Source organism: Pseudomonas sp. FH1, from assembly GCF_000510895.2.
Classification (GTDB): domain Bacteria; phylum Pseudomonadota; class Gammaproteobacteria; order Pseudomonadales; family Pseudomonadaceae; genus Aquipseudomonas; species Aquipseudomonas azotoformans_A.
In genome coordinates this window covers 42,885-65,068 of sequence record NZ_AOHM01000005.1, presented here as the reverse complement: position 1 = coordinate 65,068, position 22,184 = coordinate 42,885, and the positions used below count along the sequence as shown (strand labels likewise).

Sequence of the window (22,184 nt, the reverse complement as noted above, 5' to 3'; positions counted from 1 at the left end):
CTTGTTGTGGTGAGCGGGCTTGCCCCGCGCTGGGCTGCGCAGCAGCCCTCTTGAGACCGAGGTGACTTGGGCGCGGGGCAAGCCCGCTCACCACAATAAAATGTTCAGCAGAGGGTGGGGCGTGCACATTTATGAAGCGGAGCGCACCAGTTGGAGGCGCTGAACAATGCGTTTGGCGGGGTTAAGCGACGACATTGGCTGTTGTAACGGGCTATCAGATGGCTTGGCACAGACCCTGCAAGCTCCCCCTCAACCCACTTCGGTCAACGAAGATCGACACCAGGGGCATATAGCGGTGAATCCGGCGCAGTCGCCCGATCCGAACCCGCATAAGAACAGGCAAAGACGCCTGGAACCGCAAGGTTTCAGGCGTTTTTTTTTGCTTTTTTAAAACCGTGATGAGCGTTGTCGGGTGCTTACTATGAACCATCTCAAAACCTTGATCGTCGTCGGCAATGGCATGGTCGGCCACCACTGTGTGGCGCAATTGATCGAGCGCGGCGCACTGGCTCACTACCGTTTGCACGTGTTCAGCGAAGAGCCGATGCGCGCCTATGACCGGGTGCACCTGTCTGAATACTTCACCGGTCGCGATGCCGAGTCGCTGGCTTTGTCCGACGCCGCGTTGTACCAGACGCCGGGTGTCACCCTGCACCTGGGCGTACCGGTGCTGGAGATCGACCGCGCGCGCTGCGAAGTGATCACCGCCAACGGCTGCGTCGCCTATGACAAGCTGGTGTTGGCCACCGGTTCGTATCCGTTCGTGCCGCCTATCGAAGGCGCCGAAGGCGATTCGCGGTTGGTGTATCGCACCCTTGAGGACCTGGACGCGATTCGTAAGGCCGCCGCCAATGCGAAACGCGGTGTGGTAGTGGGCGGTGGCCTGTTGGGCCTGGAAGCTGCCAACGCCCTGAAAAGCCTCGGCCTTGAAGCCCATGTGGTGGAATTCGCGCCGCGCTTGATGCCGGTGCAACTCGACGACTTCGGCGGCCTGGCGCTCAAGGCGCAGATCGAGCGGCTGGGCGTGGGCGTGCATTTGTCGCGCGCCACCCAATCCATCAGCGCGGGGGAGCAGTACCGCTACCGTATGAATTTTGCGAATGACGAGTTCCTTGAAACCGACCTGATCGTGTTCTCCGCCGGTATTCGCGCCCAGGATGCACTGGCCCGCCAGGCCGGCCTGGACATCGGCCCGCGTGGCGGCGTGGTGATCAACGACGAATGCCTGAGCATCGACCCGAACATCTACGCGATTGGCGAATGCGCGTCCTGGAACGGTAGCCTGTTCGGCCTGGTCGCGCCGGGCTACCAGATGGCCCGAGGCGTCGCCGCGCTGCTGTGCGCGCAAACCGCCGAGCCGTTTGTGGGTGCCGACATGTCGACCAAACTCAAGTTGCTCGGCGTCGACGTGGGCTCCATCGGTGACGCCCATGCCCACACGCCGGGCGCGCGCAGCTACCAGTTCATCGACGAAGCCAGCGCCAGCTACCGGCGCCTGGTGGTGGACGCGTCGGGCAAACATGTGATCGGCGCGGTGCTGGTGGGCGACAACAGCTACTACGACACCCTGCTGCAATACATGCAAAACAGCATCACGCTGCCGTCCGAGCCGGCCAGCCTGATCCTGCCGTCGTCCAGCGGCGCCCCGACCCTCGGCCCCGGCGCGCTGCCAGAATCGGCCACCGTTTGCTCCTGCCACAACGTGACCAAGGGCGCGATCTGCTCGGCCATCGACGGCGGCTGCAGCGACCTCGGCCTGCTCAAAACCCAGACCAAGGCCTGCACCGGATGCGGCGGCTGCGCTGGCTTGCTCAAGCAGGTGTTCGAGCATGAGCTGATCGCCCGTGGCGTCAGCGTCGACAAGAGCCTGTGCGAACACTTCGCCTACACCCGGCAGGAGTTGTACGCGCTGGTGCGCGTGGAAGGCATCCTCACCTTTGACGAACTGCTGGCCAAACACGGCCGTGGTCACACCGGCTGCGACGTGTGCAAGCCGGCGGTGGGCTCGATCCTGGCGTCGTGCTGGAACCAGCCGATCATGGACGCGTCCCTGGTGCCGTTGCAGGACACCAACGATACGTTCATGGCCAACATGCAGAAGAACGGTACCTACTCGGTGGTACCGCGTATTCCAGGCGGCGAAATCACCGCGGATAAACTCATCGTGATCGGCGAGGTGGCGAAAAAATACGACCTCTACACCAAGATCACCGGCGGCCAGCGCATCGACCTGTTTGGCGCGCAACTGCACGAATTGCCGGACATCTGGAGCGAACTGATCGCCGCCGGGTTTGAAACCGGGCATGCCTATGGCAAATCCACGCGCACAGTGAAGTCCTGCGTGGGCAGCACCTGGTGCCGTTACGGCGTGCAGGACAGCGTGAAAATGGCGCTGCTGATCGAGGATCGCTACAAGGGCCTGCGCTCGCCGCACAAGCTCAAGTTCGCAGTGTCCGGCTGTACCCGCGAATGCGCCGAAGCCCAGAGCAAGGACGTCGGCGTGATCGCCACCGAGAAGGGCTGGAACCTCTACATCGCCGGCAACGGCGGTATGCGCCCTCGCCATGCGGAGCTGTTCGCCACTGACCTGGATGACGCCACGCTGATCCGCTACATCGACCGCTTCCTGATGTTCTACATCCGCACCGCCGACAAGCTGCAACGCACCTCGGTCTGGCGCGAAAGCCTCGAAGGCGGCCTGGATTTCCTCAAGGACGTGATCCTGCACGACAGCCTGGGCCTCGGCGTAGAGCTGGAGGCGCAGATGCAACTGGTGGTCGACCGCTACGAATGCGAATGGGCCAACACCCTCGCAGACCCGGAAAAACTCAAGCGCTTCCGAACCTTCGTCAACGACAAACGCCCCGACCCGGACATCCACTTCGTCCAGGAACGCGGTCAACGTCGGCCGATCATGGCCGCCGAACTCAACCTGATTCCCGTCACCGAGGAGATTGCCTGATGAGCCAAGCCAACCCGCAACGCAACCTGGCCACTTGGAAAAGTGTGTGCAGCGAAAACGATTTGGTGAGCAACTCCGGCGTGGTGGTGTGGCTGGACGGCGCGCAAGTGGCGCTGTTCTACCTGCCGGGTGCGCAGGACCAGACGTTGTTCGCCATCGACAACCATGACCCGGAATCCGGCGCGAATGTGATCGGGCGCGGCTTGATCGGCAGTATCAAGGGTGACCTGGTGGTGGCGGCACCGATCTACAAGCAGCATTACCGGCTCGAGGATGGGCAGTGCCTGGAGGCGCCTGATCAGAGGCTGCGGGTTTGGCCGGTGCGGTTGAATGCTGGGGTGGTGGAATTGGCATTGGATTGATGCTGTGTGGCAAGCGGGCTTGACCCGCTTGCCACAGGAAGCGTGCATGGCCTTAGGAAATGCCCTTCGTCGCACGCACCGAATCATCCTTGATATCCTCGGCAAACTTGCGCATCAGCCGCACCAGATTGTCGAAGTCGCCTTCATCCCAGGTGGAGAAGATCGACACACCGATCCTCTCCCGCGCGTCGTCGACGCGGTCAGTCATGGCTTTGCCTTTCTCGGTAATCACCGACTCGCGTACGCGGCGGTCGACTGCGCTTGCCTGGCGCAGAACCAAGCCCAGGCTTTCCAGCTTCGCCACCTGCCGGCTCACGGTGGTGTAGTCACGGCCCACGCGGTCAGCCAGTTCGACTACGCCGATCGGCCCCAACCTTTCCACCAGCACCAGCAGCGGAAACAGGGCGCGATCCAGTGAAATCCCGGCTTCGCGCACCATCGCTTCGTCGCGCTGCGGGCGGTTCATCACCCCCACGATCTCAACCAATGAACCATGCAGGTCGCGCAGTTGGGCGGATATATGTGCTTTTTGCACATTTTTAATTGACACGGTGTTCGCCTCTCTTAATATGTGCGTATTGCACATATAGGTGATCCAGTATGAAAGCGCAATTCGCTGTCGATGTACTGATTTGCGGTGCCGGTGCCGCCGGCCTGACCTTGGCAATCGACCTGGCGAGAAGGGGTATCACTTTTCGGCTGATCGAAAAAAATGCGCATCCCTTCCAGGGTTCACGCGGTAAAGGTATCCAGCCAAGGTCTCAGGAAGTGTTCGAAGACCTGGGTATTCTCGACCGTCTGATGGCAGTGGGTGGAGTCTATCCGACTGACCGGCGCTACCGCGACGATGGCAGCTACAGCGAAACAGAATTCACAGAATCCAAGGCGTCGATGCCCGCCGAGCCTTACCGACAACCGTTGATGGTGCCGCAGTTTTTGACCGAGCGCGTGATGCGCGAACGTCTGCTTGAGTGGGGGCATCAGCCTGAATTTGCTTGTGAACTGGTTGGATTTGAGCAGGACGGCAACGCAGTCACCGCACGGCTGATCGGCAACGCAGGTGAAGAACACATCCGTGTGCGTTGGTTGGTGGGTGCTGATGGGGGGCGCAGTTTTGTTCGACATGCCCTGGATATCGGCTTTCCCGGCAAGACCCTTGGCGTACGCGCTTTGGTGGCGGATGTCGAACTTAGCGGCCTCACGCGTGATGCCTGGCACCGTTTTGGTGACGGCGATATGCAGCGCCAAATTGCGATATGCCCCCTGGCCGGCACCGAGCTGTTCCAGATTCAGGGGCCGATTCCCGCGGATCTTGACGTCGATTTCAGTGCCGAGGGGCTCACCGTAATCATCGCCCATCGCACCGGTCGCGCCGATATCCAGGTGCACGCGGTGTCTTGGTCGTCGGCCTACACCATGAATGCCCGCCTGGCGGATCAATACCGCGTGGGGAGGGTGCTGCTGGTGGGGGACGCCGCCCATATCCATCCACCCACCGGTGGCCAGGGCCTGAATACCAGCGTGCAGGACGCTTACAACCTGGGCTGGAAGCTGGCGGCGGTGGTACAGGGGGCACCTGATGATTTACTGGATACCTATGAAGCGGAGCGTCGGCCTGTCGCCGCTTGCGTGCTTGGTTTGTCCACCCAACTGCTGGGTGAGATGAAGAACGGCGAACTGCGTCGGGGCAGGGAAGTGCATCAGTTGGATATTGCCTATCCAGAGTCCTCGCTGACGTTGAAGAGCCCCGTGCGTAACGGCGTTGCAGCGGGTGACCGGGCGCCGGACGCGCCAGTCCGAGGTGCCGCTGGGCAGGCGTTGCGGCTGTTCCATCTGTTCAAGGGAACGCACTGGACGGTGCTCAGTTATGGCGTAGCGCGCGGGGTGGTGCCTACTCGGCCGGGCTTGCATGTCCATAGAGTTGGACCTGAGGGTGATGTGCTCGACGACCATGGCTACGTTAAACATGCCTACGAACTGGCGATGGGCGAGTGGGTGCTGGTGCGACCTGATGGGTATATCGGTGCGATGGGTTCGTCAGCGAATACCGATGTCCTGGACGCTTACCTTCAGCAGGTTATGCCGTGCGCGCAGGTGGATGGCAGTGCTTGAAATCGCGTTAAGATGCCGCCTGGACTTCAGGTTGATCAAGGATTTTGCATGGCGCTTATCACCGAACGTGTAGCACAGGCCCGTAACAGCACCAACGACAAGGTTATATGCCGCATGGCCTCGGGCTGGGCGGTCATGGGTGATGTACAGTTTCTCCCTGGTTACTGCCTGCTGCTGCCTGACCCGGTCGTTGCCAGTCTGAACGACCTCGATACCGAGGCCCGCACTGCCTACCTGCTGGACATGGCCCTCCTGGGCGATGCGGTGTTGCAGGCCACTGGTGCGCTGCGTATGAACTACGAGATTTTAGGCAATTCCGAGCCGGAACTGCATTGTCACATTTTCCCGCGCTACGCCTCGGAACCGGACGACAAACGCAAGATGCCGGCGTGGTTTTATGACTGGAAAAACGCGGTGCAGTATGCGGAAAGTGAGCATGGGGAATTACGCAAAGCGATTGCGCAATTGTTGAATATGACGACATCGGCCTAAGGAAGGGATGGATTCAATGCGCGAACGAAAGGCGTCACGCCTGCTGGTGATCAACCCCTCCCAGGAGGTGCTTCTGTTCAGGTTCGTCCATAAAGACGGACCATTGGCCGGGCAAAATTATTGGGCTACGCCTGGCGGTGGCGTAGAGGCTGGTGAAACCTTCGAGGTGGCTGCAATACGCGAGCTGCGTGAGGAAACGGGAATCAAGGTTGACACTGTTGCGGCGCCCATTGCGGACCGCAAGGTCCCCTTGATGCTGCCTTGCGGGGAAACGGTGTTGGCGATTGAGCAGTATTATCTGGTTCACGCACCCGATGAGGACCTGTCAAAAGCGGAATGGACCGCCCATGAGACGCAGGTCATGGCGGATCATCGTTGGTGGTCTGTCAATGCGCTGCGCTCTACCGAAGAGACAGTCTGGCCGCAATCACTGATCGATATGCTTGTGAAAGAGGGCGTGTTTCAACCCGCTACCTGACCGTCGTGGTCAACAATGAACCAGGATTTCGTCGGTCTCCATCACGGCGGCATAGTCCATCGCCAGGTTGCTCAGCGACAGCGCATGCACGTCTTCAGCCGGCCACAGGCGCCCGGACAAATCGGTTTGATCGAAGGTGTAGCAGGCATCTGAAACCACCGTCACCGCAAAACCCAGGTTACCGCCGGAGCGTGCCGTGGCCTCGACCGAGTTGTTGGTGATCACGCCGACGATCACCAACTGTCGGATGCCGCGTGCATGCAGCCAGCGTTCCAGCCCTGAGGCGACGAAGGCATCCGGAACGTTCTTTTCGACCACATGCCCATGCGCCAGCGGTTGCAGCGCTGGCTGGAATTCGCAGCCCGGTTGACCCGGCCAGAACACCGAGTTGGGCGAGCGGGACATGTGCCGGATATGCACGACAGGGCGGTCGGATTGGCGCCAGGCATTCAGCAGGCGCTGCATCTGCACCTCAGCATCCGGATTGTTGCGTCGCCCCAGCTTGGGCTGGTTCATGCCTTGCTGCATGTCGATGATCAGCAGTGCAGCGTTGGTGGCTAACGATTGCATGGCACCTCCTTTTGCGTATGGGGCTCGAAACATACCATGAGGGTAAACGGTCATGAAGGTTGGGTTTACTTGAAGGACATTGACTGAATAAGGAATCGATCAATGATCCGCAAAGCGTTACCTGGCGACGCCAACGCCATCGCCCAGGTGCATATCCGCAGTTGGCAGGAAGCCTATCGCGACCTGATGCCTGCCGAGTTCTTGAAGGGGTTGGACGCAACGCTGGCTCGGCGTGAATCCTTTTGGGTTCGCTCGATTGAGTCGGGCGAGTCCGATGTGTGGGTCGCCGAGCTGGGTGGGCAAGTCGTCGGCTGGATATCGGTCGGTGCCAGTCGAGACGAAGAAGCTGCCGGAGCAAACGCTGGTGAGGTCATGGCCATTTATGTTTTAGCCAAGTGTTGGCAAGCCGGCGTGGGGCTGGCGTTGTGGAATGCGGGCCTGCAGTTCTTGATGGAGCAAGGGTATGAGTGTTTGACGCTTTGGGTCTTGAGCCGTAATGAAAGGGCTATCCGGTTTTATCGCAAGGCGGGCTGTCTTGAGGACCCGGGGAGTGAACGTCATCTTCAGAGGGGAGGTGTCACTCTGGAAGAAATGAGATATCGGTTGCCCTTTCGACCAGGTTGAGCGCATTCACATACGCACGAAACATATCAGCCATCCCCTCGGAGTACACCGCAATTTCTTCAGCCGTTCGCGGACTGTTGGAAAACTCCTTCCCCACTGAACTGAGCGTGGTCAGGATCAAATCACTGGCCAGGATCCGCTTGTCAACTGACACCTCAGGCAACAACTCCAGCATGAACCCCTTGAACGCCTGCCGTCCCGCCGCGCGCACTTCCAGGGCTTCCGGTGCATCGCGATAGAGCGGCGCCGCGTCGCTCAGCGCGCCGCGCATCTGTGCTTCTTCGCATTCCGACTCGATAAAGGCGTGCACCAACGTGCGTAGGCGGTCCAGTGGCGTTTCGTCGCGTTTCTCCAGGATGTCGCGCAGCATCTGGGTAGTCTGCTGCCACTCATCACTCTGCAACCGGAACAGAATCGCTGCTTTGTTGGGGAAGTACTGGTACACCGACCCCACGCTCACGCCGGCCTTTTCCGCGACCCGTGCGGTGGTGAAACGGGTGGCGCCTTCCTTGGCCAAAACCTGAATAGCCGCCTGCAGAATTGCCGCCACCAACTCGGTGGAACGGGCCTGTTGCGGCTGTTTACGCGTGGAAATACGCGGGGTCTGGCGGTTGGTCATACAGGGCTCCTGAAGCAGGGCTAATGCGAATAGCGAAGGATGCGAATCACTCGCATACTTTTAATGCGACGAATTAGTCGCATCTTAGTCCCAACTCACTGGAAATCAATTATGTCGAGCCTGACCACCGCGCCTCTAGCGCCCCTGATTGAACGTCTTTACGCCCAGGCCGATGCGGCCACCAGCCCGCTGCTGAACTCGGTCTCTCAGGCAGAACGCGAACGGCTGATGCACAGCAAAACCGAGTACGTGGCTCTGTATTCGATGCTCAAGGACCTGTGGCTACCCGTGTCCCAGGACACCGGCAAGCTGCTCTACATGCTGGCTCGCAGCAACAAGGCGCGGGCGATTGTCGAGTTTGGTACTTCGTTTGGGCTGTCGACCTTGTTCCTGGCTGCCGCACTGCGCGACAACGGCGGCGGTGTGCTGATCGGCAGCGAGTTCGAAGCCTCGAAGATCGCCCTGGCGCGCGAGCATTTCATCGAAGGCGGCGTGAGCGACCTGATCCACATTCGTGAAGGTGACGCGCTGGTGACCCTGGCCAGCGACTTGCCAGAGGTTGTCGATCTGTTGCTGCTGGACGGCGCCAAAACACTGTATGGCGACGTGCTGAACCTGGTGGAACGCCACCTGCGCCCCGGCGCACTGGTGGTGGCAGACAACACCGATTATTGCCCTGAATACCTGGCCTACGTACGCGCCCCGGAGAACGGCTACTTGTCGGTGCCCTTTACCGATGACATCGAACTTTCAATGCGCCTGGGCTAATCGAGGACTCAACTCATGCACGTATTTGTCACGGGGGCCACCGGTTGGGTTGGCTCCGAAGTGGTCAAGGACCTGCTCAATGCCGGCTACCTGGTGACCGGCCTGGCTCGCGCCGAAGACAAGGCGCAGGCGCTTGCCGCCACCGGCGCCAAGGTGCTGCGCGGCACCCTGGATGACTTGGACACCTTGCGCCGCGCCGCCTGGACGGCGGATGCGGTGATTCACACCGCGTTCAATCACGACTTCTCGCGCTTTATCGAAAACTGCGAGCAGGACCGCCGGGTGATCGAGGCGTTCGAGTCGGTGTTGAGAGGTTCGGACACGCCGCTGATCGTCACTTCGGGTTTGTCCGGCCTGCCATGCGGTGCGGTCGAGGCAGACCTGCCTAATGCCGCATCGCCACGCCAGTCCGAAGCCGCCGCGAGGGCGCTGGCTGCACGCGGCGTGCGGGCGGCAACGGTGCGCCTGGCGCCTTCGGTGCATGGCGTGGGCGACCACGGTTTCTTGCCGATCCTGATCCGCCTGGCCCGCGAGACTGGCGTGTCGGCGTATATCGGCGACGGGCAGAACTGCTGGTCGGGGGTGTACCGCACCGACGCGGCGCGGGTCTATCGCCGGGTGCTGGATGATGACCTTAGCCAGCCTGCGTATCACGCAGTCGCGGACCAGGCGGTGCCATTCAAGGCGATTGCCGAGGTGATCGGACGGCGACTGGGCATGCCGGTTGAATCCCGACCACGCGAACATTTTGGCTGGTTCGCCAATATGGCCGGCGCTGATATGGCCGTTTCCAGTGAGCAGACCCGCGAGCGGCTGCGGTGGACACCAACGGGCCCAAGCTTGTTGGCAGACCTTGATCAAGCCGATTACTTCAGGCGCTGAGCGGAGAGTTTTGATGACACAACACAGAACCGTGCTGATGAGTATGTTGCCGATTACGTTGGCGGTGTTCGTCGGTTTCCTGATTATCGGCATGCAGTTGCCCGTGTTGCCTTTGCACCTGAATCAGACATTGGGCATGGGCACGCTGGTGGTGGGCGTGGTGATTGGCGCGCAGTTCGCGGCAGCTTTGCTGTCGCGGGCTTGGGCCGGCAACTTTGCTGATATGCGTGGCCTGTGGTGTTGGCGCTGGGCGAAAGCCTGGTCATCACCGGCTCCATGGGCTGGGGCATGGGGCGGGTAGGGCCACAGAATACCGGTAAGGTGATGGCCTGGATCGGTATCGCGATTTACGCCGCCTTCGCGCTGGGTGCGCCGTTGGGTGTGGCAATCAACAACCAATGGGGGTTCAGTGGGCTGTCCATTGCCAGCTTGATCATGCCGTTGTTGGCGGTTGGCGTCGTGATCGGTGCGAAGGGCGTTGCACCGACCAGTCAGCGGCGTACGTCGTTCTACTCGGTACTCGGGGCGGTCTGGCTGCCGGGCTTGGGGCTGGCATTTTCCAGCATCGGCTCTGGCGTGATTGCTGCCTTTGTCGCGCTGCTGTTTGCGTCCAAGGATTGGGGCAATGCGTCGTTTGCGTTTACCGCGTTCGGGCTGGCGTTTATCGGTGCGCGGATTTTCTTCGGGCATCTGCCGGACAAGCTCGGCGGTGCGAAGGTGGCGCTGGTCTGCGTGCTGATCGAGGCGGCGGGGCAGTTGTTGATCTGGGGCGCGAATGATCCTTTGATGGCATACCTGGGCGCGGCATTTACGGGCTTTGGTTATTCGCTGGCGTTTCCGGGGTTTGGAGTGGAAGCGATCAAGCGCGCGCCGCCGCACACCCGTGGGTTGGCGATGGGGGCCTATGTGGCGTTCCTGGATATTTCCCTGGGCATCGCCAGCCCATTGGCTGGGGCTTTGGCTGGGGCGGCAGGGGTGGCGTCGGTGTATTTGGCAGGCGCGGTCGCGGTGGCGCTGTCGGGGGTGGTCGCTTGGGCGTTGCTGACGAGAAAGCCGCTGCTCAACGCTTGCTGAACGCCAGCCGTGCAGCGAACAACACAAAGATCAGGCCGGTGGTGCGGTCCATCCACTGGATGACCTTTTCGCGGCGCAGGAAGCCGGAAAGCGGCTGCGTAGCACCGATCAGCACCAGTGCCCAGATCACGCCAAGCAGCACGTGGATACTGACCAGACCGAACGTCCAGAGGATCAACGGCTGACCCTGGGGGATGAATTGCGGCAGGAACGACACGTAGAAAATCCCCACCTTGGGGTTGAGCACGTTGCCCAGCATGCCTTTGATAAACCAGTTGCCGGCAGGTTTGCCCTGCACCTCGGCGCTCGCCAATGAGCGACGTGGACGCAGCAACATGTTCAAGCCCAGCCAGGCCAGGTACGCGGCGCCGCAGTACTTGAGCAGGTTGAAGGCGACTTCCGACACCGCAATCAACGCACCCAGGCCAAAGGCAACCGCCGCGCCCCACAACAGGCAACCCGCGTTGATCCCCAACGTGGCTTGCAACGCCTGGCGCTTGCCTTCCACCGTGGCGGTCCTGAGTACCAGCGCCGTATCAAGGCCGGGCGTGAGCGTCAGCAGCGTGGCGGCGAAGGTGAAGGCGAGGAGGTTGTCGGTGATGGACATGGGGGGATTCATGCAAGGGGCGTGGGAGAACGTTAACCCAAGCCGGGTCGCCCCGCAAAGAGGCGAACCTGCTTAGGGGGTATCAGCGATTGAATCGCTCCACCAACGCATATTGGGTAGATGCGGTGTTCGTCAGCTCCTTGCTCAGGTCCGTGGATTGATGGGCTTGTATCGACGTCTGGTCAGCCAGTTCGGCGATGGTGGTGATGTTTCGGCTGATTTCCTCGGCGACCGCGCTCTGTTCCTCGGTGGCGGCGGCGATCTGGGTGGTCATGTCAGTGATATGGGACACCGCTTCGCTGATGCCGACCAGCGCCTGGTCCGCCTCCAGCACCCAGGCCACGCCTTCCTGGGCCTGGCGTTGGCCGTGTTCCATACTTTGCACGGCATTGTTGGAGGACGCTTGCAGTTGAGTGATCAACCCGTGGATCTGGGTGGTTGACTGGGACGTGCGTTGTGCCAGTTGCCGCACTTCGTCGGCCACCACGGCAAAACCACGGCCTTGCTCGCCGGCACGCGCTGCTTCGATGGCGGCGTTGAGGGCCAGCAGGTTGGTCTGGTCGGCAATGCCTTTGATCACGTCCACCACGCTGCCGATTTCGTCGCTGTCCTTGGCCAGTTGCGCCACGGTAGCGCCGGTTTCGCTGACCACCGCAGACAGGCGCTCAATCGCCTCACGGGTGTCGCGTGCCACTTCGCGGCCGCGCCCGGTCAGGACGTTGGCCTGCTGGGTGGCGTCGGCGGTGCGTTGCACATGGCTGGCGACTTCCTGGGTGGTGGCGGCCATCTGGTTGACAGCGGCCGAGACCTGTTCAGTTTCGACGCGCTGGCGGTCCAGGCCCTTGGAGCTGGCGGTGGCCAACTGATCGGATTGCCCGGCCAGGGCGCTCAGTTGCTCGGCGCTGTCTTGCAGGCGGGTGAGGCAGGTTTTCAGGCGTGCGTTCTGGCTGAGAAACGCCGTTTCCAGACGTGCCTGTGGCCCGCTGGCGTCGCTGTACATCTGCGCGATCAACGCATCCGAGGTCGAGGGCTCCACACCCTGCAACAGGCGTATTGTGCTGCCTTGACGCCAGTGCGAGCAGAGCACGCCCACCGGTACTGCAACTGCAACGGCCACAGCAACGGCGACGGGCGCACTCAGGAAGATACCGGCGAAGCTGCCGACAAGCCCGGTTGCCACGTACGGCACGCAGCTGATGGCGGCCGGTAGCCAGGCGTCCTGGCGTGGAACGCCCGGCTTGCCCTGGCTGATACGCCGATACAAGGCCTGGGCCCGACGGATCTCATCGGTCGTGGGCTTGACCCGCACAGACTCGAAACCCACTACTTTGCTGCCATCGAATATGGGGGTGACGTAGGCGTTGACCCAATAATGGTCGCCGTTTTTCGAGCGGTTCTTGACGATGCCCATCCAGGGCAGGCCTTGCTTGAGTGCACTCCACATGTGCGCAAACACGGCGGGGGGCACATCGGGGTGACGCACGATGTTCTGCGGGGCGCCAATCAAATCGGCGCGTTCAAAGCCGCTGATGTCGACAAAGGCATCGTTGCAGTAAGTGATGACACCTCGGACATCCGTGGCGGAGATGAGTTTTTGCGAAGGCGCGAGGGAAATCTCACGCTGTGTTACGGGCTGGTTATTGCGCATTCCGACTACTCCCTGGTTGCCCACAGTCCATCGGCGCCATCTGCGAAAAGGTTAATCCACATTGGCCAATTCGCCAGCCACTGGTCAAAAGCCTGAAACTTCCCGGTGAAACCCCTCATAATGGCGGCCATTTTTGTTTAGCCGTTATTCTGGTGTGCCCCCATGGAAATCAAGGTCAACTTTCTCGACAACCTCCGGCTTGAAGCCAAGTTCGACGACTTCACGGTGATTGCCGACCAGCCCATCCGCTACAAAGGCGATGGCTCGGCACCGGGGCCGTTCGATTACTTCCTGGCGTCGTCGGCGTTGTGCGCGGCGTACTTCGTGAAGTTGTACTGCCAGACGCGCAATATCCCCACCGAGAATATTCGCCTGTCGCAGAACAACATCGTCGACCCGGAAAACCGCTATAACCAGATCTTCAAGATCCAGGTCGAGCTGCCGGCGGACATCTCCGACAAAGACCGCCAAGGCATCCTGCGTTCCATCGACCGTTGCACAGTCAAGAAAGTGGTGCAGGCCGGGCCTGAGTTCGTCATCGAAGAAGTCGAAAACCTGGACGCCGACGCCCAGGCTTTGTTGATGCCCAATTCCACCTCCGAGGGCGGCACCTATATCGCTGGCAAGGACCTGCCGCTGGAGCAGACCATCGCCAACATGTCCGGCATCCTGGCCGGCCTGGGCATGAAGATTGAAATCGCGTCGTGGCGCAATATCGTGCCCAACGTGTGGTCGCTGCATATCCGCGATGCGCATTCTCCGATGTGCTTCACCAACGGCAAGGGCGCGACCAAAGAGGGCGCCCTGGCGTCGGCACTCGGTGAGTTCATCGAACGGCTCAACTGCAACTTTTTCTACAACGATCAGTTCTGGGGTGAGGAACTGGCCAATGCACCGTTTGTGCATTACCCGGATGAGCGCTGGTTCCAGCCAGGCCCCAACGACGAGTTGCCTGGTGAAATCCTCGACGCCTACTGCCTGAAGGTCTACAACCGCGAGGGTGAACTGCGCGGCTCGCACCTGTTCGACACCAACTCCGGCAATGAAGAACGTGGCATTGTTTCGCTGCCGTTCGTGCGCCAATCGGACGATGAGGTGGTGTACTTCCCGTCCAACCTGATCGAAAACCTCTACCTCAGCAACGGCATGAGCGCCGGCAACACCTTGGCCGAAGCCCAGGTGCAGTGCCTGTCGGAGATCTTCGAGCGCGCCGTGAAGCGTGAAATCATCGAAGGCGAGTTCGCGTTGCCGGACGTACCGGCCGAGGTGTTGGCCAAGTACCCTGGCATTCTCGCCGGTATCCAGGGCCTCGAAGCCCAAGGCTTTCCCGTACTGGTGAAAGACGCGTCCCTGGGCGGCGAATTCCCTGTGATGTGCGTGACCCTGATGAACCCGCGCACCGGCGGTGTGTTCGCCTCGTTCGGCGCGCACCCAAGCCTGGAAGTGGCGCTGGAGCGCAGTCTCACCGAGCTGTTGCAAGGTCGCAGTTTCGAGGGCCTAAACGATTTGCCGCAGCCGACCTTCGAAGGTCAGGCGGTGACCGAGCCGAATAACTTCGTCGAGCACTTCATCGACTCAAGCGGCGTTGTGTCGTGGCGCTTCTTCAGTTCGCAGTCGGACTACGAGTTTGTCGAGTGGGACTTCTCAGGCGAAGGCGAAGACTCCAATGCCCAGGAAGCCGCGACCTTGTTCGGCATTCTGGAGGGTATGGGTAAAGAGTCCTACATGGCCGTGTACGAACACCTCGGCGCCACTGCGTGTCGCATCCTGGTACCGGATTATTCGGAAATCTACCCGGTGGACGACCTGATCTGGGACAACACCAACAAGGCGCTGTTTTTCCGCGAGGACATTCTCAACCTGCACCGCCTCGACGAGGAAGCGTTGCAAGCCTTGGTCGAGAGCCTGATCGAAAGCGAGCTTGACGACTACACCGATATCACCACCCTGATCGGCATCGAGTTCGATGACAACACCGCCTGGGGTCAACTGACCATCCTGGAGTTGAAACTGCTGATCTTCCTGGCCTTGCAGCAATATGAAGAGGCCAAGGAGTGCGTGGAGATGTTCCTGCAGTACAACGACAACACTGCTGAACGTGGCCTGTTCTACCAGGCGATGAATGCGGTGCTGGAGATGGAGTTGGACGACGACCTGGAACTGGCCGACTACGAAGCCAACTTCCGTCGCATGTTTGGTAATGAGCGGATGGATGCGGTGATTGGCTCGGTGCAGGGTGATGTGCGTTTCTATGGCTTGACGCCGACCAGCATGAAGCTGGAAGGGCTGGACCGGCATTTGCGCTTGATTGACAGCTACAAGAAGCTGCATGCGGCGCGGGCCAATATCACCACAAACTGACACCAATCCCTCTGGGGGGCTTGTTGTGGCGAGCGGGGCAAGCCCGCTCGCCACAACGGCCTGCACGGTACTCAGGCCAAGCCAACCTATTTAGATGCGTAATAACGCCTGGGCCAAATCCGCCCGCAGATCCTCCACATCCTCAACCCCCACCGACAACCGCACCAACCCATCCCCAATCCCCAGCTGCGCCCGCGTTGCCGCCGGGATGCTCGCATGGGTCATGATCGCCGGGTGTTCGATCAGGCTTTCCACACCGCCAAGACTTTCGGCCAGGGCGAAGATCTTGACGTTTTCCAGGAAGCGCGTGGCGCCGGCCAGGTCGCTGTTCAGGTCAATCGAAATCATCCCGCCAAACCCACGCATCTGTTTGCGCGCCAGTTCATGCTGCGGATGGGACTTGAGGCCTGGGTAATAAACCCGTGCCACTTGCGGTTGTTGCTCCAACCAGGTGGCCAGGTCGAGGGCGTTGCTGCAATGGCGCTCCATGCGCAGCGCCAGGGTCTTCACGCCGCGCAGGGTGAGGAACGCGTCGAAGGGCCCGGCGATGGCGCCCACCGAGTTTTGCAAAAAGCCCAGGCGCTCCGCCAGTTCGGGGTTGTCGCCGACAATGGCGATGCCACCGATGACATCGGAGTGGCCATTGAGGTATTTGGTGGTGGAATGCACCACCACATCAAAGCCCAGTTCCAGTGGGCGCTGGATCCAAGGGCTGGCGAAGGTGTTGTCGGCCACGCAAATGATCCCGCGATCGCGGCAGATTCGGGCGATGGCGCTCAGGTCTGTGAGGCTCAGCAGCGGGTTGCTGGGGGTCTCGACCCAGACCATGCGCGTGTCGTCCTGCAGGCTCGCTTCAAAGGCCGACAAGTCACTCAGGTCGACAAAGCTGAAGCGGTGCCCGGCGCTGCGTTGGCGCACTTTGTCGAACAGCCGGAAGGTGCCGCCATACAAATCATTGCCGGAGACGATATGGGCGCCGGCATCCAGCAACTCCAACACCGTCGAAATCGCCGCCAGCCCGGAAGCGAAGGCAAATGCCTGGCTGCCGCCTTCCAGGTCCGCCACGCAGCGCTCCAGGGCAAACCGCGTGGGGTTGTGGGAGCGGCCGTAGTCGAAGCCTTTATGTACGCCGGGGCTGTCTTGCAGGTAGGTGGAGTTGGCGTAGATCGGCGGCATCAGCGCGCCCGTGGTCGGGTCGGGGGACTGTCCTGCATGGATCACACGGGTGGCAAACGCGCTTTTGTCGGATGGGCTCATGCAAGGGATCTCCGTAGGTGGTTGAGCAGGTCGACGCGGGTGATCAGGCCATGGAAGCCCGAGGCGTCGGCGATAATGGCGACCAGGCCGCGATCCAGCTCCGCCTGCAATTGCGCAAGGCTGGCGCTGGGGGCGAGGGTTTGCAGGGTGTCGGTCATGGCGCTGGAGACAATCATGGAGAAATGCGTGGCGTCCTGGTGCAGGCCCAGCAAGATGTCGGATTCATCGATCACCCCCACCAGCTGTTGACCATCCACCAGCACTGGCAGCTGCGATACATCCGCCAGGCGCATGCGTTGGAAGGCGGTGAGCAAGGTGTCGTCGGGGCTTACGCTGATCACACGACCGTCTTCGAAGCGCCGCGCGATCAGGTCGCGCAGGTCGCCGTAGTGCTTGTAGTGCAAAAGGCCTGCGTCGTTCATCCATTGGTCGTTGTAGACCTTCGACAGGTAACGGGTGCCGGTGTCACAGACAAAAGTCACCACGCGCTTGGGCTCGGTCTGTTCGCGACAGTAACGCAGGGCCGCAGCCAGCAGGGTGCCGGTGGATGAACCGCCGAGAATGCCTTCGGCCTTGAGCAACTGCCGGGCGTGGTCGAAGCTTTCTTCGTCGCTGATGGAGTAGGCCTGACGCACGCTGGACAGGTCGGCAATCGACGGAATGAAGTCTTCGCCAATGCCTTCCACCGCCCAGGACCCCGGCGTTTCCATCTTGCCACTGCGGCTGTATTCGGCCATCACCGAGCCCACCGGGTCGGCCAGTACTATCGCCAATTCGGGTTGTACGCGCTTGAAGAAGCGCGTCAGGCCGGTGAGAGTACCGGCTGAGCCGACGCCTACGACGATGGCGTCCAGATCATGCTGGGTCTGTGCCCAGATTTCCGGCGCGGTGCTGGTTTCATGGGCCAGGGGGTTGGCTGGGTTGTTGAATTGGTCGGCGAAGAACGAGCCCGGAATGTCCTTGGCCAGGCGCGCGGCCACGTCCTGATAATACTCGGGGTGGCCCTTGCCCACGTCGGAGCGGGTGATATGTACCTCGGCGCCCATGGCCTTGAGGTGCAGTACTTTTTCCGTGGACATCTTGTCGGGCACCACCAGCACCACCCGGTAGCCCTTGGCCCGACCGACCAGCGCCAGGCCCAGGCCGGTGTTGCCAGCGGTGGCTTCAATAATGGTGCCGCCGGGGCGCAAACGGCCGTCGCGTTCGGCGGCGTCGATCATGGCCAGGCCGATGCGGTCCTTGATGGAACCACCGGGGTTCTGGGATTCAAGCTTGAGAAACAATGTGCAGGGGCCGGTATCGAACCGGCTGACCCGAACCAGCGGCGTATTGCCGATCAGTTCCAGGACGGCGGGGCGGGAAGGGCTGGGCATGGTGTCACCTGGTGCGAGTTGGCGTCGGGGTGGACCGCAAAATGCAACAAAATGCGAAGTGTGCCTTCGACCATAGGCCTGGAACGCGGCACTCGCAACCGGGGAGTCCGCTGTTTATCTTTTTTTGGCGCATTGGCCTTCAGGGTTGCTTTTGCCGCTGCGTCAATGCCGGTGACGAGGCTTGCATCACCTGGTCCATGACCTGGGCCTGCCAATCGAAATACGGGTTGAAGGTAAGCCGCGCATGCACTTTGCCCGATTCGCGATAGCCCCAGTCCGAGTACCACACGGATTCGCCTGCGCGGCAACGCGCAAAGTCCTCATCGGTCTGGCCGTTCAGGCACACGCGCTGGCTGCCGCCGGGCCCGTACAAGGGGTTGTCGGGTGCGAACAGCACGCCCATGTGGGAGAACCGACTGACCTGTTGGGCCGGCAGGTGGTCAGTGCGCACCAGTAAACGCGGGAGTTGCGGCGACGTGGCGGGCTCGCCGTACCAGATCATGCGTGAGGCCGGGTGGGTGAAGCGCTCAGCGAAGCTCTGCCGTACAAACTCCACATCCACCACTGAGTCATGGGCCGCGCTGACGATCAGCACGGGCCGATCAAACGGCCGCTCTTCCAACTTGTCGATGACTGATTTGCTGGTCTGGTAGAACTGGGCAAAGCCATTGGTAGGCACATTCTGGTAGCGCAACGGTGTTTGTTGCTGCCGCGGACCGTCAGGGTCACGTAGCCATGGCTTGATGTGGGCCAGCCAGGGCAGCAGCCAGATATAGCGATTACGGGCCTTGAACGCCGGGGAAAACATCAACAGCCCGGCAATGTCCGGATTGTCCATGGCGTACTCCAGCACCAGGTTGGCGCCGGTGGAGAAACCACCCAGGTAGACCTGGTCCGTCTCTCGACGCAGCAGCTCCACTTGTTGGGCCACGGTTCGGCGCCAATCCTCGATGTCGACGTCCAGCATGTCCGAGGGTTGTGTGCCATGCCCTGGTAGCAACAGCGTGCGTACTCGATAGCCCCGCGAGGCCAGATGCGCGCCAATATCGCTGAAAGAACCCGGCGAATCGCCCAAGCCGTGGACCAGCAAAACGCCGTGGCCATTGGGCGTTTGCGCGACCCATTCACGCGGCGCATTCCAGTCCAGCTCCAAGCTGTGGTCGGTGTCTTGAAAGCGTCGGTCGCGCTCAAGGTCCAACAGGGTTTGCTGACGGTAGTGTTCAAAACTGTCAGGCGCGGGTGATGGCAGTACTGCCGAGTGGGCAGAGCAACCCGCCAGGCTGAGCAGTATCAGAAAACGCAGTGATTTCATCCAGATCCCCTGACCGATGCAACGTGCAGCCGACCTTACGCGGCCGTCTGCGCTATCGCCAACCAAAAATATGACCATTAGTAACGGCTGTGTGAGGCGATCAGATCGCCTCTGTCAGCCGGTTCCTATAACTGCGTCAGCCGGGTGACAACCGCATCGCTGGCGCGCTGCATTGGCGCGCGCAACTCGCTGCTGATCAACCCCTGCAACGCCAGGGCCGCTTTAACCGGCGCCGGGTTGGGCTCCATGAACAGCGTGTTGATCAAGGGCAGCAACTGGAAAAACGTCTCCCGCGCCTCCGACAGCTGGTTGTCCCGCACCTGCTGCCACAGCGCCACAAACCGTTCGGTGTGTACATGGGCCGACGCCGCAATCGCCCCGGTCGCGCCCAGGCACAGGGCGTTGAAGATCTGGATATCCTCGCCGCACAACACCGTCACGTTGCCACTGGCCAGCAGCGCCAGGGTATTGCCCAGGTTGCCGCCACAGTCCTTGATCGCGACGATTCGCTCATGGGCGACGATGTTGAGCAACGTGGCCTGCTCAAAGGTCGACCCGGTGCGGTAGGGGATGTCATACAGAATGATCGGCACGCTGGACGCATCTGCCACTGTGCGGAAGAACGCTTCCAGGCCAGCCTGGGACGGGCGGATGTAGCTGGGCGCCGGCACCAGCAAACCGGCGACCGGGCGTTGCAGGATTTCGCGCTGGAAGTGCAACAGCTCAATCTGGTTGTAGCCCGCCAGGCCCATCACCACACGGTTTGCCGGCACCCATTGCAACACGGCATCGAGCACCGCCAACTGTTCCTGGCGACTCAGCGACGCCGCTTCTCCAGTGGTGGTGCACACCATGATCCCGGCCACGTGCTTGTCCAGCAGATGGCTGACCAGGCGATGCAGACTGATGAAATCGATGGCGCCGTCCTGGAACGGCGTGACCACGGGAACCCAGATACCTTGAAACGCTGACATGCACTTTCTCCTGATGATTGACCGCTGGAGTCACCGTCAGAAGGGCAGAGGGAATTGTGCAAGGGAGGAAGGCCGTCGCGCTCAATGTCCTGTCAGCTCATCTGACGGGACAGCGCGCCCCGGTCACATGAGCGACTGTTTCTTCGATTTGAGGGCGTGCGCAACGCAACCTTGCGCCTTGGCAATGGAGCCAATGACGGAAAGGTTAACGGAAGACGTTGCAGTCATGAGATGACACACCCTGAATAAGGCCTCCATCTTCATGGAAGATTACAGAGTGTGTCAACGGGGCTTACTCGAACGGGGCTTACTCGAATCTATCGATACGCGAGTCGGAGTAGAAAAACTCGTTCTTGTCGGTGCTCGATTCAAAGAAGTAGGCGTAGTCGGCCAGGAAGTGCAGGTGGTTCACACGGTTGTACTTGTCACCGTCGCTGCGGCAGGACAAGGCCTTGGCGGTGCCCGACAGTTTCGCGTTGAGTTCACTGGCTTGCAGTTCACGTTCAACCTGGCAACGCGTGGTGAGTGACGAGTTGCTGCTGCCAATCAGGCTGTTGAGGCTGGAGCGTGCGGTGGTATAGGTCACCGTTTCGCCCAGGGGCAAGGCCTTCCAGTTACCGGTGAAGCTCAGCTGGGTCAGGGTCGAGCTTTCTGCCATGCCTGAGCCGCCGTAGGTGGCTTTCGACACCAAGTGGAACAAGTTACGCCAGCTCACCGCCTGGCTTTCATAGCCGTCGCCACGCGTCGCCAGGGCCAGTTGCCCGCTCGGCGCATCCTGGCTGATGAACTGGGTGCTTTTGTTATCGCTGGTCTTGCCGCGGTAGTTGCTGGTGCCGACAAACTGTACGTACTTGAACGAATGGGCGGGCTTGTCCAGGTTCAACTGCGCGATGGCCGCCAGCACTGCGGGTTGCACCGACGTCAGGGCGATGGTGGCCGGTGCTTTCATACGCGGCTTGAAAGCAGGCAATGTGGCGATCTTTTCCGGGCTGGTACAAACGTTGTTGAACAGCAACGCATAGTCGGCATTGCTGCCGGCGATGTTCTGTGGCGTGGGGAAGCTGTCGACACGGCCGTCGCTGACGCGGTTGTTGGCGTCGATGTCGTAGCCGGCCAATTCCATGTAGGTGCCGTTCTTGCACGACACCGCGAAGCGTTCGCGTTTTTGCGCGTAAGGGGCGTTGTACGGCAGGTCGTTGAGCACTGTCGGGTTATCGAAGGCCGCCCAAAAGCGTGTTTCGCCGTTGACGGTCTTGATGCTGTTGGCGTCGATCAACACCTGATCGCCACGCTCATTAGCCTGTACCAGGCGCCAGTCGGGCTTTGGCGTTTCGGCACAGGCGCGTACGAACGTCTGGTTGGTGGCCAGGGTTGCGTGCAACTCCGGCGACAGCTTTTGCGCGCTAGCATAGCGGCCTACGCTGCCTGGATACAGGCGCTTGACCGCGTCCATGTACAGCAGGTGCAACTGGGTGGAAGAACAAGCGGCCTCAAATTGCAGGGTGCGACGCACGGGGTTGTTTGGGAGCGTGGGCATCAGCACCTCGAAGCTCAACGTATCGCCTTCGCGCACGATACTGTTCTCAACCAGCGGTTGGCTCAGGGCCAGGGAAAACATTTGATCGATCTTGGCTTTCTGGGTGGCGCAACCGGCCAGGGTGGCGATGCCACCGATCAGCAAAAGGGGAGTGATAAAGCGCACAGGAGCC

19 protein-coding genes and 1 pseudogene are annotated in these 22,184 nt (G+C 60.9%); 10 read left to right on the top strand and 10 right to left on the bottom strand.

The window, feature by feature from the left end; translation table 11 throughout:
• The first annotated feature begins 421 nt into the window (after positions 1 to 421).
• Together nirB and nirD are read left to right on the top strand one after the other, a co-directional pair.
• Positions 422 to 2,962 carry a nitrite reductase large subunit NirB gene (gene nirB, locus H096_RS02370; protein ID WP_033896580.1) on the top strand — a complete coding sequence of 847 codons (2,541 nt, stop codon included), beginning with the start codon at positions 422 to 424 and terminating at the stop codon, positions 2,960 to 2,962.
• Positions 2,962 to 3,324, top strand: a complete 363-nt coding sequence (gene nirD / locus H096_RS02365; protein ID WP_033896579.1) for a nitrite reductase small subunit NirD — start codon at positions 2,962 to 2,964, stop codon at positions 3,322 to 3,324. Before nirB ends, nirD begins: the two co-directional genes overlap by 1 nt.
• A 52-nt stretch (positions 3,325 to 3,376) precedes the next feature.
• On the opposite strand, the gene H096_RS02360 is transcribed toward nirD, so the two are convergent.
• Positions 3,377 to 3,874, bottom strand: a complete 498-nt coding sequence (locus H096_RS02360) for a MarR family winged helix-turn-helix transcriptional regulator (RefSeq protein ID WP_033896578.1) — start codon at positions 3,872 to 3,874, stop codon at positions 3,377 to 3,379.
• Positions 3,875 to 3,924: 50 nt separating this feature from the next.
• On the opposite strand from H096_RS02360, the gene H096_RS02355 reads away from it, so the two are divergent.
• Genes H096_RS02355 through H096_RS02345 form a run of 3 tightly spaced genes read left to right on the top strand, consistent with a single transcriptional unit; the run spans position 3,925 to position 6,406 of the window.
• Entirely contained in the window at positions 3,925 to 5,436 is a 1,512-nt protein-coding gene (locus H096_RS02355) for an FAD-dependent oxidoreductase (protein WP_033896577.1), read from the top strand.
• Between the two features lie 48 nt (positions 5,437 to 5,484).
• Complete coding sequence (locus H096_RS02350) at positions 5,485 to 5,928, top strand: HIT domain-containing protein (RefSeq protein ID WP_033896576.1); 444 nt, start codon at positions 5,485 to 5,487, stop codon at positions 5,926 to 5,928.
• A gap of 16 nt (positions 5,929 to 5,944) precedes the next feature.
• Positions 5,945 to 6,406, top strand: coding sequence for an NUDIX domain-containing protein (locus H096_RS02345; RefSeq protein WP_033896574.1), 462 nt, complete (start codon positions 5,945 to 5,947; stop codon positions 6,404 to 6,406).
• Between the two features lie 9 nt (positions 6,407 to 6,415).
• Here H096_RS02345 and H096_RS02340 read toward each other — a convergent pair whose 3' ends face one another.
• Positions 6,416 to 6,976: a cysteine hydrolase family protein gene (locus H096_RS02340; protein ID WP_033896573.1), complete on the bottom strand. Its 561-nt coding sequence runs from the start codon at positions 6,974 to 6,976 to the stop codon at positions 6,416 to 6,418.
• Between the two features lie 102 nt (positions 6,977 to 7,078).
• Here H096_RS02340 and H096_RS02335 point away from each other — a divergent pair, with 102 nt between their 5' ends.
• Entirely contained in the window at positions 7,079 to 7,600 is a 522-nt protein-coding gene (locus H096_RS02335; protein ID WP_033896572.1) for a GNAT family N-acetyltransferase, read from the top strand.
• Here the strand turns inward: H096_RS02335 and H096_RS02330 are convergent.
• Complete coding sequence (locus H096_RS02330) at positions 7,554 to 8,219, bottom strand: TetR family transcriptional regulator (RefSeq protein ID WP_033896571.1); 666 nt, start codon at positions 8,217 to 8,219, stop codon at positions 7,554 to 7,556. The genes H096_RS02335 and H096_RS02330 overlap by 47 nt on opposite strands.
• Positions 8,220 to 8,330: 111 nt before the next feature.
• Between H096_RS02330 and H096_RS02325 the strand changes: the two genes are divergently transcribed.
• The 3 genes and pseudogenes from H096_RS02325 (at position 8,331) to H096_RS02315 (ending at position 10,943) form a co-directional block, all read left to right on the top strand.
• Positions 8,331 to 8,987 carry a class I SAM-dependent methyltransferase gene (locus tag H096_RS02325; protein WP_033896570.1) on the top strand — a complete coding sequence of 219 codons (657 nt, stop codon included), beginning with the start codon at positions 8,331 to 8,333 and terminating at the stop codon, positions 8,985 to 8,987.
• 15 nt (positions 8,988 to 9,002) lie between these two features.
• Complete coding sequence (locus H096_RS02320; RefSeq protein ID WP_033896569.1) at positions 9,003 to 9,869, top strand: SDR family oxidoreductase; 867 nt, start codon at positions 9,003 to 9,005, stop codon at positions 9,867 to 9,869.
• Positions 9,870 to 9,882: 13 nt separating this feature from the next.
• Positions 9,883 to 10,943, top strand: a pseudogene (locus H096_RS02315) (MFS transporter).
• On the opposite strand, the gene H096_RS02310 reads toward H096_RS02315, so the two are convergent.
• Together H096_RS02310 and H096_RS02305 are read right to left on the bottom strand one after the other, a co-directional pair.
• Positions 10,930 to 11,550 (bottom strand): LysE family translocator, encoded by a 621-nt coding sequence (locus H096_RS02310; protein WP_033896568.1) that lies wholly within the window; start codon positions 11,548 to 11,550, stop codon positions 10,930 to 10,932. The pseudogene H096_RS02315 and the gene H096_RS02310 overlap by 14 nt on opposite strands.
• An 82-nt stretch (positions 11,551 to 11,632) precedes the next feature.
• The gene (locus H096_RS02305; RefSeq protein ID WP_033896566.1) at positions 11,633 to 13,198 is read right to left on the bottom strand and encodes a PAS domain-containing methyl-accepting chemotaxis protein; all 1,566 of its coding nucleotides are present in this window, start codon (positions 13,196 to 13,198) and stop codon (positions 11,633 to 11,635) included.
• A 162-nt stretch (positions 13,199 to 13,360) separates the two neighbouring features.
• Between H096_RS02305 and H096_RS02300 the strand changes: the two genes are divergently transcribed.
• Positions 13,361 to 15,559 carry an OsmC domain/YcaO domain-containing protein gene (locus H096_RS02300; RefSeq protein ID WP_033896565.1) on the top strand — a complete coding sequence of 733 codons (2,199 nt, stop codon included), beginning with the start codon at positions 13,361 to 13,363 and terminating at the stop codon, positions 15,557 to 15,559.
• A 90-nt stretch (positions 15,560 to 15,649) separates the two neighbouring features.
• Here H096_RS02300 and H096_RS02295 read toward each other — a convergent pair whose 3' ends face one another.
• From H096_RS02295 to H096_RS02275, 5 genes are all read right to left on the bottom strand, one after another.
• Positions 15,650 to 16,816, bottom strand: a complete 1,167-nt coding sequence (locus H096_RS02295) for a cystathionine gamma-synthase (RefSeq protein ID WP_033896563.1) — start codon at positions 16,814 to 16,816, stop codon at positions 15,650 to 15,652.
• On the bottom strand, positions 16,813 to 18,189 hold the full coding sequence (locus H096_RS02290; RefSeq protein ID WP_033896562.1) for a cystathionine beta-synthase: 1,377 nt from the start codon (positions 18,187 to 18,189) through the stop codon (positions 16,813 to 16,815). Before H096_RS02290 ends, H096_RS02295 begins: the two co-directional genes overlap by 4 nt.
• 139 nt (positions 18,190 to 18,328) lie before the next feature.
• Positions 18,329 to 19,501: an alpha/beta fold hydrolase gene (locus H096_RS02285; RefSeq protein ID WP_082461372.1), complete on the bottom strand. Its 1,173-nt coding sequence runs from the start codon at positions 19,499 to 19,501 to the stop codon at positions 18,329 to 18,331.
• A gap of 125 nt (positions 19,502 to 19,626) precedes the next feature.
• A complete protein-coding gene (dapA, locus tag H096_RS02280; RefSeq protein WP_033896561.1) occupies positions 19,627 to 20,475 on the bottom strand; it encodes a 4-hydroxy-tetrahydrodipicolinate synthase in 849 nt (282 codons plus the stop codon).
• Between the two features lie 307 nt (positions 20,476 to 20,782).
• The gene (locus H096_RS02275) at positions 20,783 to 22,177 is read right to left on the bottom strand and encodes a hypothetical protein (protein WP_033896560.1); all 1,395 of its coding nucleotides are present in this window, start codon (positions 22,175 to 22,177) and stop codon (positions 20,783 to 20,785) included.
• Positions 22,178 to 22,184: the final 7 nt, after the last annotated feature.

What these genes read in the sequence shown, in the direction of transcription:
- nirB (WP_033896580.1), top strand. Translation starts at nt 422, where the DNA reads ATGAACCATCTCAAAACCTTGATCGTCGTCGGCAATGGCATGGTCGGC.
- H096_RS02325 (WP_033896570.1), top strand. Translation starts at nt 8,331, where the DNA reads ATGTCGAGCCTGACCACCGCGCCTCTAGCGCCCCTGATTGAACGTCTT.
- H096_RS02290 (WP_033896562.1), bottom strand. Translation starts at nt 18,189, where the DNA reads ATGCCCAGCCCTTCCCGCCCCGCCGTCCTGGAACTGATCGGCAATACG.
- H096_RS02345 (WP_033896574.1), top strand. Translation starts at nt 5,945, where the DNA reads ATGCGCGAACGAAAGGCGTCACGCCTGCTGGTGATCAACCCCTCCCAG.
- H096_RS02355 (WP_033896577.1), top strand. Translation starts at nt 3,925, where the DNA reads ATGAAAGCGCAATTCGCTGTCGATGTACTGATTTGCGGTGCCGGTGCC.
- H096_RS02335 (WP_033896572.1), top strand. Translation starts at nt 7,079, where the DNA reads ATGATCCGCAAAGCGTTACCTGGCGACGCCAACGCCATCGCCCAGGTG.
- H096_RS02305 (WP_033896566.1), bottom strand. Translation starts at nt 13,198, where the DNA reads ATGCGCAATAACCAGCCCGTAACACAGCGTGAGATTTCCCTCGCGCCT.
- dapA (WP_033896561.1), bottom strand. Translation starts at nt 20,475, where the DNA reads ATGTCAGCGTTTCAAGGTATCTGGGTTCCCGTGGTCACGCCGTTCCAG.
- nirD (WP_033896579.1), top strand. Translation starts at nt 2,962, where the DNA reads ATGAGCCAAGCCAACCCGCAACGCAACCTGGCCACTTGGAAAAGTGTG.
- H096_RS02310 (WP_033896568.1), bottom strand. Translation starts at nt 11,550, where the DNA reads ATGTCCATCACCGACAACCTCCTCGCCTTCACCTTCGCCGCCACGCTG.
- H096_RS02295 (WP_033896563.1), bottom strand. Translation starts at nt 16,816, where the DNA reads ATGAGCCCATCCGACAAAAGCGCGTTTGCCACCCGTGTGATCCATGCA.
- H096_RS02350 (WP_033896576.1), top strand. Translation starts at nt 5,485, where the DNA reads ATGGCGCTTATCACCGAACGTGTAGCACAGGCCCGTAACAGCACCAAC.
- H096_RS02300 (WP_033896565.1), top strand. Translation starts at nt 13,361, where the DNA reads ATGGAAATCAAGGTCAACTTTCTCGACAACCTCCGGCTTGAAGCCAAG.
- H096_RS02285 (WP_082461372.1), bottom strand. Translation starts at nt 19,501, where the DNA reads ATGAAATCACTGCGTTTTCTGATACTGCTCAGCCTGGCGGGTTGCTCT.
- H096_RS02330 (WP_033896571.1), bottom strand. Translation starts at nt 8,219, where the DNA reads ATGACCAACCGCCAGACCCCGCGTATTTCCACGCGTAAACAGCCGCAA.
- H096_RS02340 (WP_033896573.1), bottom strand. Translation starts at nt 6,976, where the DNA reads ATGCAATCGTTAGCCACCAACGCTGCACTGCTGATCATCGACATGCAG.
- H096_RS02320 (WP_033896569.1), top strand. Translation starts at nt 9,003, where the DNA reads ATGCACGTATTTGTCACGGGGGCCACCGGTTGGGTTGGCTCCGAAGTG.